Raw genomic sequence first — 15,323 nt, 5'->3', positions numbered from 1 at the left:
CCGTGATCATCGCCGTCTTCCCCGGGCAGGGGTCGCAGACCCCTGGGTTCCTCACACCGTGGCTCGAACTCGACGGGGCACGCGAGCGTCTCGCCGCGTACTCCGAGCAGGCGGGTGTCGACCTCATCGCCGCCGGCACCGAGTGGGATGCCGACCGCATCCGCGACACGAGCGTCGCCCAGCCGCTGATCGTGGCGGCGAGCCTGCTGTCGTGGTCCGCCTTGACGCAGCGCTCCGGAAGCGCCGTCGCCGGGGTCGCGGGGCATTCGGTCGGCGAGATCGCCGCGCTGGCGGCATCCGGAGTCCTGACCGAGGACGATGCGCTCCGCCTCGTCGGTCTGCGCGGACGTGCCATGGCCGAAGCCGCCGCCGTCACCGAGACGGGCATGAGCGCGGTGGTCGGGGGCGACGAGGCGGTCGTCCTCGAGCGCCTCGAGGCCCTGGGCCTCACCCCGGCCAACTACAACGGCGGTGGCCAGATCGTCGCGGCGGGCGAGCTGCCCGCTCTCGCCGAGCTGGCGGCCGAGGCGCCGCGCGGCGCGCGGGTCATCCCGCTGCAGGTCGCCGGTGCCTTCCACACGCGTTTCATGGAGCCCGCCGTCGAGAGACGCTGCGTGCGGCAGCTGCCGGTGTCGCGGTGTCCGACCCGGGTCTCACCCTCTGGACCAACTCCGACGGTTCCGTCGTCGCCGAGGGGCGCCGCGCTCTCGACCTCGTCGTCGCGCAGGTCGCGTCGCCCGTGCGCTGGGATCGCTGCATGGCTTCGTTCGCCGAGCAGGGCGTGACCGGCATCATCGAACTCTCCCCCGCGGGAGCGCTGACGGGACTCGCCAAGCGCGCCCTTCGCGGTACGCCCACCGTGGCGGTCAAGACCCCCGACGACCTCGACGCGGCCGTCTCGCTCCTGAAAGAAGACATCCAGGCATGAGCACCCCCACCCTCCGTCAGCTGCAGGGACCGGCGCACACGCGGATCTATGCGTACGGCGCCGCCCGTGGTGAGAACTTCGTGCCGAACGACGACCTCGTGGGGCCGATCGACTCGAGCGACGAGTGGATCCGTCAGCGCACGGGCATCGTGACGCGTGTTCGCGCGAACAAGGAGACGGATGCCATCGACCTCGCCTCGGAGGCCGCGCGCGAGGCCGTCGAGAAGTCGGGCGTGGACCCCGCCGACATCGACGCCGTCATCGTGGCGACCATCAGCAACCCGAAGCAGACGCCGTCGGCCTCGGCGATCGTCGCCGACCGCATCGGTGCGAACCCCGCCGCGGCATACGACGTGAACGCGGCGTGTGCCGGGTTCGCCTACGGCGTGGGCCAGGCGGATGCCTTGATCCGCGCCGGCCTCGCGAAGCACGTGGTCGTCGTCGGTGCTGAGAAGCTGAGCGACATCGTCGACCCCACCGACCGGAGCATCTCGTTCCTGCTCGGTGACGGCGCCGGCGCCGTCGTCGTCGGACCCAGCGACACGCCCGGAATCGGCCCCACCATCTGGGGCTCGGACGGATCGAAGGCGGATGCCGTGGGCATGAACGCCACCCTGACCGAGTTCCGCGACGGCGCCGCCCCGTGGCCGACGCTGCGCCAAGAGGGCCCCACGGTGTTCCGCTGGGCCGTCTGGGAGATGGTCAAGGTCGCCCGTCAGGCGATCGACGCCGCCGGCATCGAGCCGAGCGATCTCGCCGCTTTCGTCCCGCACCAGGCGAACATGCGCATCATCGACGAGTTCGCCAAGCAGCTGGGGCTGTCGGAGACCGTGGTCATCGGTCGCGATATCGAGACCACCGGCAACACCTCGGCGGCATCCATCCCGCTCGCCACCCACCGACTGCTCGAGGAGCACCCCGAGCTCAGCGGCGGACTCGCGCTGCAGATCGGCTTCGGTGCCGGTCTGGTCTTCGGCGCGCAGGTCGTCGTCCTCCCCTGACGCGAGAGCGTCGAACCCTAGACTGATCCAGGCCCACGGGTCACCGCACGGGCCGACCCACGAACAGGAGAAATCATGGCATTCACCAACGACGAGGTCCTCGCAGGTCTGGCCGAGCTCATCACCGATGAGACCGGCATCTCGGCCGACGAGGTCGCTCTCGAGAAGTCGTTCACCGACGACCTCGACATCGACTCCATCTCGATGATGACGATCGTCGTCAACGCCGAGGAGAAGTTCGGCGTCACCATCCCCGACGACGAGGTCAAGAACCTCAAGACCGTCGGCGACGCCGTCACCTTCATCACCTCGAACCAGGCCTGATTCTCCCGGTGGGGGCTTCGGCCCCCACCGGTCAGGCCCCATCGGTCCGCAGCAAGGATTTCGCACCCCATGAGCACACCCCGCATCGTCGTCACCGGCATCGGAGCCACCTCGCCCATCGGCGGGACGGCCCCCGAGAGCTGGTCCGCCCTGCTGGCCGGAACCTCCGGCGCGCGCACCCTCGAGCACGAGTGGGTCGAGAAGTACCAGCTTCCCGTCACCTTCGCGGCTGAGGCGCTCGTGCGTCCCGAGACCGTCCTCGAGCGTCCGGTGGCCAAGCGCCTCGACCCCTCGTCGCAGTTGGCGATGGTCGCCGCCAAGGAAGCGTGGGAAGACGCGGGGGCGCCCGACATCGACCCCGATCGTCTCGGCGTCGACTTCGCCACCGGGATCGGCGGCGTGTGGACGCTCCTCGACGCGTGGGACGTCCTGCGCGAGAAGGGCCCGCGCCGCGTCATGCCGATGACGGTGCCGATGCTCATGCCCAACGCGGCAGCCGGAAACCTGTCGCTCCACTTCAACGCACGCGCCTTCGCCCGGACGGTGGCGTCTGCTTGCGCGTCGAGCACCGAGTCGATCGTCAACGCTGTGCAGCACATCCGCGACGGCCTCGCCGACGTCGTGATCGCCGGCGGCACCGAATCGGCGATCCACCCGATCACGATCGCGTCGTTCGCGTCGATGCAGGCGCTGTCGAAGCGCAACGACTCCCCCGAGACCGCTTCGCGCCCGGCGAGCATCGACCGCGACGGCTTCGTCATGGGCGAGGGTGCCGGCGTGCTGATCCTCGAAACCGAGGAGCACGCGAAAGCCCGCGGCGCCAAGATCTACGCCTCGATCGTCGGCGGCGGCGTCACGGCCGATTCGTACCACATCACGGCCAACGACCCCGAGGGTCAGGGCGCGGCGCGCGCCGTCCACATGGCGCTCGAGATGGCCGGCGCGTCGGTCGACGACGTCACCCACATCAATGCCCACGCGACCTCGACCCCGGTCGGTGACCCGAACGAGTACAAGGCGCTGCGCGCGGTGTTCGGCGAGCGGGTCGACGAGATCCCCGTTTCGGCGACGAAGGCCTCCACTGGCCACCTGCTCGGAGGAACGGGCGCCCTCGAGGCGATCTTCACCGTCCTCGCGCTGCAGAACCGCGTGGCTCCGCCCACGATCAACCTCACCGAGCAGGACCCCGAGGTACCGTTCGCCCTCTCCGGCTCGCCCGTCGAGCTGGGTGCGGGCGACCAGCTCGCGATCAGCAACTCGTTCGGCTTCGGCGGTCACAACGCCGTCGTCGCGATCGCCTCGGTCTGATCACGGCCGAACGCCCCCGGCATCCCCCGACTGCTTCGGGGATGGGCGGGGGCGTTCGTCTTTCGATCGGGAGGGGGATACGCGGTCTCGGTGCCGGGAATGATCACCGACGTCCGGTAGTGGCGCCTCCCCCGCCCGACGGTTTCAGCCGACCTTGTGCAGCCAGACGATCTGCTGATCGTCGCCTGCGTGACGGAACGGCTCGAGTTCTTCGTCCCACGCGGAACCCAGGGCGACATCGAGCTCGCGCTGGAGTTCGAACGCGTCGCCCGCGGCGACCTCCATGGCGTAGCGCACCCGGTCTTCGCCGATGACGACGTTCCCGGCGGCGTCGGTCTGCGCGTAGTGGATGCCGAGACCCGGCGTGTGCATCCAGCGACCACCGTCGCTGCGCGGGGTCGGATCTTCGCTGACCTCGAAGCGAAGGTGCTCCCACCCGCGGATCGCGCTCGCGAGAGCTGCGCCGGAGCCGACGGGACCCTCCCAGTAGAACTCGGCTCGTCGACTACCCGCGAGGACCGGCTGGTCGGTCCAGTCGAAGTTCACGGCACGGCCGAGAGCGCGTCCCACCGCCCACTCGAGGTGGGGGCACAACGCGCGGGGCGCGGAGTGGATCAGGATCACTCCGCGCGAAGACGTGGTCGCCATGGTCTCTCCTTCGTCAGGTACGTCTTCCCCTACGACCTGTGATGGAGTTCACGGCGATGTTCGGTTGTCTCGGTCATTATCGCCCGTTCATAACGAAATCACAACACTGTGATTCGCCCGTGCATGATCCGGGCGCGGGCCGTCAGCCGAACCAGAGCGACCAGTACAGCGCGAAGTTGCGATTGCCGTACGCCGAGCACGCGTCGCCCGTCCCCCACGTTGCGGCGAGAGCCGCGGGGTTGGGTTGGTACGGCGTGTAGTTGTACAGGGCGGCGGTGGCCTCGTTCTCGATCGTGACCTCGGAGCCGCCGCAGTCGGGGTCGGGCGAGAACGCGATCCAGTGCGTGCCGGGCTGCCGCATGAAGTCCGAGGCGCTGTACGACTTGAGGTCGGTGGCGCCCTGCACGACCTGCGAGGCGAACCCGGCGAGACCGGGATCGCACGGAGCGGTATCGGGGCAGCGCGCGCCCATCGCGGCCCCGAGCGCTGCGTCGTCGGGCGCTCGAGCCGTGCGGCCCGACACGAGGCTCTGCTCCTTCTGGAGCGTTACGAGCAGGACCTTCGCGGAGATGCCGCACGCGCGCTGGACCCGATCGATGATCTCGGCCGCGGTGAGTTCGCCCCCGTCGATCGCTTCGCAGATGGTCTCGCCCGTGGCATCCGAGACGAGCCTGTCGCGGCCGGGGAGGGTCGTCCGCAGGACGTTGAGGCAGGTGTCGGTCCGGCACTCCCCCACCTTCTCGTCGAGGAATCGCTGGATCTCGTCGGCGGTCATCGCGTCGCCGTCGTAGAAGTCCGCATCGTCGATCAGGCGGCTGGGGTCGAAGGTCGAGAGGTCCATGCTCTCCTTCTTCACCTCGTCCTTCATCTCGGTGTTCCACGCGGCACCGAGGCTGAGCAGGGGGATGAAGGCTGCGACGAGGAGCCCGACGATGGAGAGGGCGCCGATCGCGACGAGGATGCCGACGGCGAGGCGGCGGCGACGCAGCGTCGCCGCGCGGGAGCGGCGCCGCGCGCGGCTCCGAGGCGTCCGGCGCGGAGGTGTCCGGCGCGCAGGTGTCCGGCGCGAAGAGGCGACGCGGCGGGCCGGAGATCGCCGTGTGGTCATGCATCGATCGTGCCTCACCGCGCTGACCGCGGCCTGCACGTCGAACGTGCGGCGCGGCGGTCAGCGCGGGTCGGTCATCAGCTGCCCGGAGTCGGGGGCGTGGTCGGCGCCTGCCCACCGGTGGGCGGGGTGGGGGCCTGTCCGTCGGCGGGAGGCGCGGGTGGGGTCGGCGCCTGCCCGTCCGCGGGCGGGGCGGGAGGAGTGGGCGCCTGTCCGTCCGCGGGAGGCGTGGCGGCACCCGGACCCCCGGCACCCGGTCCCCCGGGACCCTTCGCGCCCGGCTCGCACGCGCCCGGTCCGGCACCGTCGCCCGGCGTGGCGGGAGGCGTGGCCTCGGCGCCGGGGGTCGGGGCGTCGGTCGGGGTGGCGCCCGGCATCGGTGCGGTGCCCGGCCCGCTGCCGCCGTCAGCGCTCGGGGCGGACGTCGTCGAGGCCCCGGCGAGGGCGGTGGGAGTACCGGACTGTGCGGCGATCGCGGCGGAGCCTCCGGCGAGGCCGAGCGCCACGACCACGGCACCGGCGATGAGCGCGGGCCGAGTCCAGCGGTGACGCTGCGGTTCGGGCTGCTCCTCGGTGCGCGGCAGCGGGAGTGTCGGGTTGTCGTCGTCGGTCATGATGTTCCTTCCTGGGCCGGAGGATTCCCGGCGGTAAGCCCAGCCTTGGAGGCAGGACTGAAGCGAACCTGAAGCTTGCTATGGCACTGGATGCCATAGCCGACGCATAAGAAGCGCACAGGGCGCGGTCGTACCGTGACGAGGTGCCCACCCCTGCCCGCGTCCTCGTGCTCGACGACGACGAGACCATCCGCATCAGCGTCGTCACCGCGCTGCGCGCGGAGGGCTTCGTCGCGGAGGGAGCACCCGACGGCGGCTATCTGACGGTGCGTCTGCGCGCCTTCCGCCCCGACCTCGTGGTGCTGGACTGGATGATGCCGGGGCCTGCCGGCATCCGGTTGCTTCCCGTGATCCGCACGGAGGGCGACACCGCCGTGATCATGCTCACGGCGCGCGACGAAGTCGACGATCGCCTGCGGGGCTTCGCCGAGGGCGCGGACGACTACGTGACCAAGCCGTTCACCGTGGCCGAGCTCGTGGCGCGCGTGGGTGCGGTGCTGCGCCGTCGGGGGCGCCTTCCCCAGACCATCGCGGTCGGGGATCTGGTCGTCGACCCGGACGCGGCGATCGCCCACCGCGCCGGTGGGGCGCTCGATCTCACGGCGACCGAGTTCCGCCTGCTGCAGTTGTTCGCGGAGAGCCGCGGCCGCACCCTGTCGAAGGGGCAGATCCTCACCCAGGTGTGGGGGTACGACGACTACGACCCGAACCTCGTCGAGGTGCACCTCAGCGCTCTGCGACGCAAGATGGAGACGCGCGGACCGCGTCTCATCCACACCGTCCGGGGTCTGGGCTACCGATTGAGCGTCACGCCATGATGCCCTCGCCGGCCCTGCGGTCGGGTTCGCTCCGGCGCCGCACGATCGTCGCCGTCCTCGCGCTGGTCGCCGTGTTGCTCGTCGTGCTCTCGGTCGTCGTCGATGTCGCGCTGGGTGCGCGCCTGCGGGGGCAGATCGAAGAGCGGCTGCGCGACCGCGCGGCAGCCGCCGCCTCGCTCGTCGGCACCGTCGATGACACCGATCTGGCCGAGCGTCTGTCGGATCAGGGCCTCGCCGTGCGTATCGACAGCGCGACGGGCGGATCGGTCGTCGCGGGTCCCAGTCCCGATCAACTACGCGAGGGTCCGCCGGGGCCGGGTGGACCGGGACCGGGCTCGCGATCGGCGCCCCAGCCGACGGCGAGCGAGTCGGCTGTCACGATCGTCGCCTCGACGATCGGCGGCGACGACGATCTCGTCACGTTGAGCTCGACCCTGAGCGACGGGTCCACGATCACGCTCACGGCATCCGCGGTCGGGATCGAGGACACCCTCGTCCAGGTCCGGTGGATCATGGCGATCGCGTCCGCCGTCGTTCTGGCCATCGCTGCTGGAGCGGTGATCGTCATCGTGCGCGCGACGCTCCGGCCGCTGGACCAGGTGTCGGAGGTCGCGCGCTCGATCGGTGCGGGCGAGCGCGGCCGGCGTCTGCGGCCCACCCGGCCCGACACCGAGATCGGCCGCGTGGCCACCGCTCTCGACGACATGCTCGACGACGTCGTCGGTGCCGAGGAGGCCGCGCGCGGCGCCGAACGGCGATTGCGTGCCTTCCTCTCGGACGCGGCGCACGAGTTGCGGACGCCGGTCGCGGGCATCCGCGCTGCCGCCGACACCCTCGTTCGGGCCGACCTCGACGGACCCGATCGCGAGATGCTCGCCGCACAGGTTGCGCGGGAGGCCGCTCGCGCCTCGCGCCTCGTCGACGACCTGTTGATGATGGCCCGGGTCGATCGGGGCCTCGAACTCGCTCGTGCCGACGTCGACCTCCGTGACCTCGTCCGGGCGGAGGCGGAGCGGGCGCCGCTGCTCTACCCGCACCTCGATCTGCGCGCGACGGTTCCGGATGCCGCCGTCATGGCATCCGTCGACGTCGACCGCATCGGCCAGGTGCTGTCGAACCTCATCGAGAACGCCGCCCGTGCGACGGGCGGCCGCGGATCGGTGCGCGTCGGCTTGGATGAGAGCGCGAAGGAGGTCGTCATGACGGTGACCGACGACGGACCCGGCGTCGCCGAGGGCGACCACGAGCGCATCTTCGATCGACTCGTGCGGTTGGATCCCGCGCGTTCCTCGACGGGCGTGGGTCTCGGCCTGCCCATTGCGCGGGGGATCGCGCGTGCACACGGCGGCGACGTCCGCTGCCTGCCGAACGAGGGAGGGGCGCGCTTCGTCGTCGCCCTCCCCCGCGGCGAGCGCCGGAGCTGAGTCGGCCCGGGAGCAGGTCGGCGCCGGTCAGCGCGCGAGGCGCGGCGTCGGGGATGCGGCGATGACCGGGCCCGTCGAGAGGAGCGTGAGCCCATCGGCGCTGCTGGCGTCGTGCATCATCTGATCCACGAGTTCGCGGTCGATCGACGGCTCGCGGCCGCCGTAGAACTGCAGCACGAGGGCGTTCGAGGCGTGCACCCAGATGCTGGCCTGGCGGACTCCCTCGTTGACGGGGAGCTGCAGCATGAACCCCTCGTTGCGGCGCAACTTGTTCATGATGACGATGCGAAGGTGGGCGAGGATGCGGTCGTCGATGTCGAACGATGCGCGATCGCGGTAGATGAGGCGTCCCACGGCTGGTCCTTTTCTGGCGCACTGAAGCGTCCTGTGGTGCAAGGGGCGGGACCGCGCCGGGAAGCGCAGCAATGCGGGGTCCGCTTAGTATCTCACGCCGCGAAGTATCTCCGGTCTTGACACGGCGCAGGAGCGCGTTGCATGGTTACTTAGTCAAGTAATGAACCAACGGACGGAGATCGCATGATCGACGACGGCAGGGCGCTGTTTCTCCAGATCGCGGAGAGCGTCGAAGACTCCATCGTCGACGGCTCGCTCGCCGAAGAGACTCGTGCGCCCTCCATGAACGAACTCGCCGCGTTCCACCGCATCAACCCCGCCACCGCCGCGAAAGGAATCACCATGCTCGTCGACAAGGGCGTCCTCTACAAACGTCGAGGCATCGGCATGTTCGTCGCCTCCGGCGCGCGTGACACCCTCCTCCGCGAGCGCCGGACAGCCTTCGCCGATCGCTTCGTCGAACCGCTCCTCGCCGAAGCGCGCACCCTCGGCCTGGGCCCGGACGACCTCGCCGATCTCATCCGTGAGCGTGCGCAGCTCGCCTCCCCCACCCCCTCCCCCCGCACCGAAGGAGTCGCACGATGACCGCCGTGATCGAGGCCACGGGCCTCACCAAGCGCTACCGGGGCGGACTCGCCCTCGACGACGTGTCCTTCCGGATCGAGAAGGACTCGATCTACGGTCTGCTCGGCCGCAACGGTGCCGGGAAGACCACGCTCATGTCCATCCTCACCGCGCAGAACTTCGCGTCCGGCGGCGAGGCTCGCGTGTTCGGCGAGGACCCGTACGAGAATCCGCGCGTGCTCTCGCGCATGTGCTTCGTCCGTGAGAGTCAGAAGTACCCCGACGACGCTCAGCCCGCCCACGCTTTCCGTGCCGCCCGTCTGTTCTTCCCGAACTGGGATCAGTCTTTCGCCGACCGTCTCGTCGAGGAGTTCCAGCTTCCGCTGAAACGGACGATCAAGAAGCTCTCGCGCGGGCAGCTCTCCGCGGTCGGCGTCATCATCGGCCTCGCCTCCCGCTCGGAGATCACGTTCTTCGATGAGCCGTACCTCGGCCTCGACGCGGTCGCCCGACAGATCTTCTACGACCGCCTCCTCGAGGACTACGCCGAGCATCCGCGCACGATCATCCTGTCGAGCCACCTGATCGACGAGGTCGCCAATCTCCTCGAGAAGGTCATCGTCCTCGACGGCGGACGCATCGTCATGGACGAGGACACGGATGCCGTGCGCCACAGCGCCGTGACGATCGTCGGTGACGCGATCGCCGTGGACGCCTTCTGCCTGGGGCGCGAGGTCATCCATCGCGAGAGCCTCGGGGGCGTGGCATCCGTCACCGTCGTCGGCGAGCTCACCCCGGCGGACCGTCGGGCGCTCGTCGAGGCGCGACTCGAGGTCGCCCCGGTATCGCTGCAGCAACTCATCGTGCGTCGCACGCAGAGCACCAGCCCACGCGCCGCCGCGACCGTCGGCGCCGCCCTCCCGGAAGGAGCGCTGCGATGAACCGCACGCTGAACGTGGTCCGCCTACAGCTGATCAACCGTCAGACGTTCCTCTGGCTGCCGTTGATCATCCTGTTCGGAGCCCTGGGTCTGAGCCTTCTGGTCTACGGGATCATCGCTGCGGCGGGGGTCGACGGCGTCAAGATCAGCGGCGGCGCCCAGGCCCCACTGTGGTACTTCGGCGTGGTCGGCGCCCAGGCGCTGACCCGCACGTTCCCCTTCTCCCAGGCGATGAGCGTCACGCGTCGTGAGTTCTTCACGGGGACCCTGCTGACAGCGGGGATCACAGCTGTCGTGCTCTCGATCGTCTTCGTCGCGGGTGGCCTCGTCGAGCAGGCGACCAATGGGTACGGGATGAACGGGTACTTCTTCTACATGCCCTGGTTGTGGGAGGCCGGGCCGTTCGCTGCCGGAGTGACGTTCTTCGCGGTCGCGATGTTCTTCTTCGTCATCGGGTTCTGGGGAGCGACCATCTTCAAGCGCTTCGGCGCCCTCGTGACCACGGTCACCCTCGTGGGCGCGGGTCTCCTCCTGGTCGTGCTCATCGCGCTCGTCACGCTGACCCGCTCGTGGCCCGCCGTGCTGGAGGGTGGGGCCGCGCTCGGGGCCTTCGGGATGGCGCTCTGGGGGCTGGTGCTGATCGCCGCGCTCGCGTCCTCGTCGTTCCTCACCCTGCGTCGCGCGACTCCGTAATCGCGCGGGAAAGGGGGCCGGACCGCACCGCGGTCCGGCCCCGTTTTACGCGGTCAATCCCCAGCCGGGCGTGTCGTCGCCTCGATACAGTGGAGGACGATCTTCGATCAACCGACCCACGAGAGAGAAACCCCGTGAGCCATCACCGAACCTCCCCCGACCAGGAGGGCCGATCTTCGAGCCCCCTCGTTTCGAGAGGGGGTGAAATCTGATGCTGGCTGCGGTCCTGACTCTTCTGTTGGGCGTCATCGTGACTCTGGCGATCATCGTCGCCTGCGGCTTCTTCGTCGCGCAGGAGTTCGCGTACATGTCGGTCGACCGTTCGCGCATGGCGGCGCTGGCGGAGAAGGGCGACGCGCAGGCCAAGCGCGTGCTCGCCATCACGAAGCGCACGTCGTTCATGCTCTCCGGCGCGCAGTTGGGCATCACGGTGACCGGTCTGCTCATCGGCTACGTCGCCGAGCCGTTGATCGGCGAATCGCTCGGCACCCTGCTGGGTGGTGTGGGCGTCGACCCCGCGGTGTCGGTCCTCATCGGCACGGTCGGCGCTCTGCTGCTCGCGACCATCGTGACGATGATCTTCGGTGAGCTCTACCCGAAGAACCTCGCGATCGCGAGCCCGGAGCCGCTCGCCCGGGCCCTCGCCGTGCCGACCCGCATCTACCTGCTGCTCTTCGGCTGGCTCATCACCGTCTTCGACGTCGCGGCGAACGCGCTGCTGCGCCTGCTGCGCATTGAGCCTCTCGAGGACGTCGACGAGAGCGCCACCGCTCGCGACCTCGAGGCGATCATCGAGGAGTCCCGGCAGAGCGGCGACCTCCCCGGCGATCTGTCGATCATCATCGACCGCATCCTCGACTTCCCTCAGCGTGACGTCGAGCACGCCATGATCCCGCGCTCGCAGATCGACTCGGTGACCCCCGAGACGACGGTCGGCGAGGTGCGCGCCCTCATGGCATCCGGTCACACGCGTTATCCGGTGATCGGTGACGAGGACTCCCCCGTCGGTGTCGTCGAGCTGATCGATCTGCTGCGCGAGCAGCCCTCCGACGACGCCGCGGTGTCGACGGTCATGCGGCCCGCGGTCGTCCTGCCGACCTCGATGATGCTGCCCGTCGCCCTCGATCGGATGCGCAAGACCCGCAACGAGCTCGCGTGCGTGGTTGACGAGTACGGCAACTTCGACGGCATCCTGACGATCGAGGACCTCACCGAAGAGGTGATCGGCGAGCTCTCCGACGAGCACGACGTCGAGACCTCCGAGGTCGCCGCCGTGGGCGACGACGCCTGGACCGTTCCGGGTGACCTCCACCTCGATGAGCTCGAGCGCGTGATCGGCTTCGACCTGGCCGAGACCGACGCCGAGACCGCGGCGGGCCTCGTCATCGAGACCCACGGCGACCTCCCGACGATCGGCGCGGTGGTGCGCGTCGACCTTCCCGAGAAGCCCTCCGAAACGGTTCAGGGTCTCGACATCGAACGCTGGCTGACGGTCGAGGTGATCGAGGTCGACCGGCACGTTCCCTCACAGCTCGCGGTGCGTCTGCACGAGGTGGACCGGGATGCCGAGCCCGCCGACGAAGCCCCGACCGTCGATGAGGAGGTGGCCCGATGAACGGCTGGATGGTCGCCCTCATCACGACGCTCCTCATCGTCGCGAGTGCGTTCTTCGTGATCGTGGAGTTCGCGCTCCTCGCCGCCCGACGCCACCGCCTCGAGGAGGAAGCCGCCACGAGCGCGTCCGCCCGTGCGGCGCTGCGCGGCGTCAACGAGCTCACCGTGATGCTCGCGTTCGCGCAGCTCGGAATCACCGCGTGCACGTTCCTCCTCGGCGCGATCACAAAACCCGCGATCGATTACGCCCTCGCCCCGGTGTTCGAGGCCTGGGGTCTTCCCTACGTTCTCGCCGACATCATCGCGTTCATGCTCGCGTTGATCGTCGTCACGTTCCTTCACCTCGTGATCGGCGAGATGGCTCCGAAGTCGTGGGCGATCGCGCATCCTGAGACCGCGGCGAAGGCCACCGGCATCCTGGCCCGTGCGCTGACCTGGCCGCTGCGACCGTTCCTGCTGTGGATCAACCACATCGCCAACCGCCTGGTGAAGGCGTCGGGTGTCGAGCCGGTCGACAAGGCGGCCGCGGGCGGTCAGGACGCCGACACGATCCGCGAGCTCGTCGCGCATTCGCGCCAGGCCGGCACGCTCGAGGAGCAGTACTCGGAGCCGATCGCGCAGGCGATCGCGCTCGGCACCCTGACGGTGGGCGACATCGTCCGGACGGACCGCTCCCCCACGAGCGTGCCGACGGATGCCACCGTCGCCGACATCCAGACCGTCGCCGCCTCGTCGACGCACCTGCGCATCCTCGTCGGCTCGGGAGCGTCGTCGCGCGTCGCGCACGTCCGCGACACTCTGACAGTCGACCCCGCGACCCCCGCTCTCGACATCGCGCGAGAGCCGCTCGTGCTGGAGCCGGAGGCCTCGGCGTACGACGCCCTGGCGCGGATGCGCCGTGGGCGGGTGCAGCTGGCCACGGTCGTGGACGGCGACCGGCTCGTGGGGGTCGTCACGCTCGACGACCTGTTGCGCGAGATCCTGCCCGGACCCGGCGAGCTCGCCGACGTCTCGCGGTAGCGGCTCGCGAAGGTCCCGTTCTCACGCCCGTGGGAGCGGGGCCTTCGTCGTGTTCCGGCGACGACCGGGAACCCAGCAGCGCACTTCGTCGCGGTAACGGCGGTAGTCGTCACCGAAGCTGGCCTCGAGGTCGGCCTCTTCGTGAGGACGGATGGCGTAGTTCCAGACAAGGGACCCCGCCAGAGCGTAGACCACGACGAGCCACGACTGCAGGATGAGCCCGACACCGACGCCCTGAGCGATGCCCGCCAGTGCCATCGGATTGCGCACCCACCGGTAGGGGCCGGCGATCACGAGACGATTCGGCATCGCGGACGGCAGCGGTGTTCCGTCGCCCTTCACCGTGATCGCGGCGGCCGACGCGAGGCCGAGAGCGCTGGCGGCGAGTACCACTCCCGCGCCGATCAGCGTCACCCACGCGGGCACGGGGGCTGCGAGACCCCACCGCTTCTCGAGGAGCTGGATCGCGAGGGGGAACACGACGAGGAACAGCCCCCAGAACACGACGATCTGAGCGGTCGTGGCGACGACGTGGGCGATCGGCGTCCGGCGCGGGCGCGCTCGGCGGAAGGCGAAGGGTCCGATGAGCAGCCAGTTCGTGGGAACGCGGCCGAGCCAGAGCAGGGCCAGGGCGAGCACCGAGCACGTGGCGGCGGCGACCATCGCGACCACTCCCCACCCGGCCAGACCCGTGACGGTGGCGTATACGGCGAGGGCCGCGGTGACGAGCAGCGTCCACGCGGTCGCGACGAGAGCGGCGATGCGGCCCGCGCGCCCGGGGAGGACCGCGAGAGCGGATGCCACGACGAACAGGGGGACGTCGAGCATCGCGACGAGCGCGGGGTCGAGGTCGCCCAGGGTCGCGGTGCGCACGAGGGGAACGGCGAAGACGCAGACCCACCATGCCGCGCCGGCGAGCGCCTGCGCGGCGAAGTACAGCCGGCCGATCGGGACCGAGTGCGAAGCGGTGATGTGCATCTCGACCGAGCGTACTGTCGTGGTGCGCGCTACGAGGCGGGATCGGCGAGGGCGACCCCCGCCTCGGCGACGACGGTCCGGACTTCGGCGAGGTAACGCTGCGCCTGCTCGGTGAGCGGGATGGCGGTGCGGCCGATCCAGCCGATCTCAATCTCCTCGTCGACGTCGAGCGGCACCGCGACGATCTCGGGATCGAGGTCGTCGCTGATGATGCCCGTCGAGATCGTGTACCCGTCGAGGCCGATCATGAGGTTGAAGATCGTGGCGCGGTCGGAGACGCGGATCTCCTGCGCGCTCGAGAGCGTCGAGAGGATCTCCTCGGCGAAGTAGAACGAATTGTTCGCGCCCTGGTCGAAGGTCAGCCGCGGCAGCGAGACGAGATCGTCGAGGGTGGCCCGTTTCCGCGAGGCGAGGGGGTTCCGCCGTGAGACGAAGATGTGCGGGTCGGCGACGAAGAGAGGGTGGAAGGCCAACCCCGAGTCGCGCAGCAGCTTGTCGATGACGTTGCGGTTGAAGTCGTTGCGGAACAGGATGCCGACCTCGCTGCGCAGCGTCCGGACGTCTTCGATGATGTCCCACGTGCGGGTTTCTCGCAGCGAGAACTCGTACTCGGCGGCATCCGTCGCTCGCACCATCCGCACGAAGGCGTCGACGACGAAGGAGTAGTGCTGCGCCGAGACGCCGAGGAGGCGCCGCGACGGCGGGCGTCCCAGGTAGCGCTGTTCGAGCAGCTCGGCCTGCTCGACGACCTGTCGGGCGTACCCCAGGAACTCGACTCCGTCGTTGGTCAGCGTGACTCCGCGGGCCGAGCGCACCAGGAGCTCGCGCCCCACGCGGCTCTCGAGGTCGCGCATCGCGGCCGACATCGTCGGCTGCGCGACGTAGAGCAGATCGGCCGCCGCACTGATCGACCCTTCGGCGGCGACCTCGATGAAGTACTGGAGCTGCTGCAGCGTGATGCCGCTCGGACGACGGGCCATAGCTTGA

General features: G+C 69.8%; 16 protein-coding genes and 1 pseudogene. 11 read left to right on the top strand and 6 right to left on the bottom strand.

The genetic code is table 11. The annotated features are described in order from the left end of the window. The first annotated feature begins 2 nt into the window (after positions 1-2). The 4 genes and pseudogenes from QE388_RS15655 (at position 3) to QE388_RS15640 (ending at position 3,561) form a co-directional block, all read left to right on the top strand. Positions 3-928, top strand: a pseudogene (locus QE388_RS15655) (ACP S-malonyltransferase). Further along, positions 925-1,929, top strand: coding sequence for a beta-ketoacyl-ACP synthase III (locus QE388_RS15650; RefSeq protein WP_307386305.1), 1,005 nt, complete (start codon positions 925-927; stop codon positions 1,927-1,929). The pseudogene QE388_RS15655 and the gene QE388_RS15650 overlap by 4 nt, the downstream one beginning before the upstream one ends. A 75-nt stretch (positions 1,930-2,004) precedes the next feature. After that, positions 2,005-2,253, top strand: coding sequence for an acyl carrier protein (locus QE388_RS15645; protein ID WP_013586517.1), 249 nt, complete (start codon positions 2,005-2,007; stop codon positions 2,251-2,253). Between the two features lie 69 nt (positions 2,254-2,322). Then, on the top strand, positions 2,323-3,561 hold the full coding sequence (locus tag QE388_RS15640) for a beta-ketoacyl synthase (RefSeq protein ID WP_307386300.1): 1,239 nt from the start codon (positions 2,323-2,325) through the stop codon (positions 3,559-3,561). 144 nt (positions 3,562-3,705) lie between these two features. Here QE388_RS15640 and QE388_RS15635 read toward each other — a convergent pair whose 3' ends face one another. The 3 genes from QE388_RS15635 to QE388_RS15625 all read right to left on the bottom strand — a co-directional run bounded on the left by QE388_RS15635 (position 3,706) and on the right by QE388_RS15625 (position 5,931). Continuing rightward, complete coding sequence (locus QE388_RS15635) at positions 3,706-4,209, bottom strand: DUF3145 domain-containing protein (protein ID WP_058595626.1); 504 nt, start codon at positions 4,207-4,209, stop codon at positions 3,706-3,708. Between the two features lie 142 nt (positions 4,210-4,351). Then, the gene (locus QE388_RS15630; RefSeq protein ID WP_307386298.1) at positions 4,352-5,317 is read right to left on the bottom strand and encodes a hypothetical protein; all 966 of its coding nucleotides are present in this window, start codon (positions 5,315-5,317) and stop codon (positions 4,352-4,354) included. Between the two features lie 77 nt (positions 5,318-5,394). Continuing rightward, on the bottom strand, positions 5,395-5,931 hold the full coding sequence (locus QE388_RS15625) for a hypothetical protein (RefSeq protein ID WP_307386296.1): 537 nt from the start codon (positions 5,929-5,931) through the stop codon (positions 5,395-5,397). Positions 5,932-6,074: 143 nt separating this feature from the next. Between QE388_RS15625 and QE388_RS15620 the strand changes: the two genes are divergently transcribed. Beyond that, the gene (locus QE388_RS15620) at positions 6,075-6,749 is read left to right on the top strand and encodes a response regulator transcription factor (RefSeq protein WP_307386294.1); all 675 of its coding nucleotides are present in this window, start codon (positions 6,075-6,077) and stop codon (positions 6,747-6,749) included. Then, on the top strand, positions 6,746-8,173 hold the full coding sequence (locus QE388_RS15615; RefSeq protein ID WP_307386292.1) for a HAMP domain-containing sensor histidine kinase: 1,428 nt from the start codon (positions 6,746-6,748) through the stop codon (positions 8,171-8,173). The genes QE388_RS15620 and QE388_RS15615 overlap by 4 nt, the downstream gene beginning before the upstream one ends. Positions 8,174-8,200: 27 nt before the next feature. Here the strand turns inward: QE388_RS15615 and QE388_RS15610 are convergent, their stop codons facing one another. Further along, positions 8,201-8,527, bottom strand: a complete 327-nt coding sequence (locus tag QE388_RS15610) for an ATP-dependent DNA ligase (RefSeq protein ID WP_275798556.1) — start codon at positions 8,525-8,527, stop codon at positions 8,201-8,203. Between the two features lie 183 nt (positions 8,528-8,710). On the opposite strand from QE388_RS15610, the gene QE388_RS15605 reads away from it, so the two are divergent. The 5 genes from QE388_RS15605 to QE388_RS15585 all read left to right on the top strand — a co-directional run bounded on the left by QE388_RS15605 (position 8,711) and on the right by QE388_RS15585 (position 13,358). Beyond that, positions 8,711-9,112: a GntR family transcriptional regulator gene (locus QE388_RS15605; protein WP_307386290.1), complete on the top strand. Its 402-nt coding sequence runs from the start codon at positions 8,711-8,713 to the stop codon at positions 9,110-9,112. Then, positions 9,109-10,032 (top strand): ABC transporter ATP-binding protein, encoded by a 924-nt coding sequence (locus QE388_RS15600; protein ID WP_307386288.1) that lies wholly within the window; start codon positions 9,109-9,111, stop codon positions 10,030-10,032. The genes QE388_RS15605 and QE388_RS15600 overlap by 4 nt, the downstream gene beginning before the upstream one ends. Next, entirely contained in the window at positions 10,029-10,724 is a 696-nt protein-coding gene (locus QE388_RS15595; protein ID WP_307386286.1) for a hypothetical protein, read from the top strand. Before QE388_RS15600 ends, QE388_RS15595 begins: the two co-directional genes overlap by 4 nt. Before the next feature lie 211 nt (positions 10,725-10,935). Next, positions 10,936-12,339 (top strand): hemolysin family protein, encoded by a 1,404-nt coding sequence (locus tag QE388_RS15590; protein ID WP_307386284.1) that lies wholly within the window; start codon positions 10,936-10,938, stop codon positions 12,337-12,339. Beyond that, positions 12,336-13,358, top strand: a complete 1,023-nt coding sequence (locus tag QE388_RS15585) for a CNNM domain-containing protein (RefSeq protein ID WP_307386282.1) — start codon at positions 12,336-12,338, stop codon at positions 13,356-13,358. Before QE388_RS15590 ends, QE388_RS15585 begins: the two co-directional genes overlap by 4 nt. 21 nt (positions 13,359-13,379) lie before the next feature. On the opposite strand, the gene QE388_RS15580 is transcribed toward QE388_RS15585, so the two are convergent. Together QE388_RS15580 and QE388_RS15575 are read right to left on the bottom strand one after the other, a co-directional pair. After that, a complete protein-coding gene (locus tag QE388_RS15580; RefSeq protein ID WP_307386281.1) occupies positions 13,380-14,336 on the bottom strand; it encodes an isoprenylcysteine carboxylmethyltransferase family protein in 957 nt (318 codons plus the stop codon). 29 nt (positions 14,337-14,365) lie between these two features. After that, positions 14,366-15,316, bottom strand: coding sequence for a LysR family transcriptional regulator (locus tag QE388_RS15575; protein WP_275800301.1), 951 nt, complete (start codon positions 15,314-15,316; stop codon positions 14,366-14,368). Between the last annotated feature and the right edge of the window lie 7 nt (positions 15,317-15,323).

Source organism: Microbacterium sp. SORGH_AS_0969 (assembly GCF_030818255.1).
Taxonomy (GTDB): Bacteria; Actinomycetota; Actinomycetes; order Actinomycetales; family Microbacteriaceae; genus Microbacterium.
This window is presented reverse-complemented; position numbering and strand designations above follow the sequence as displayed.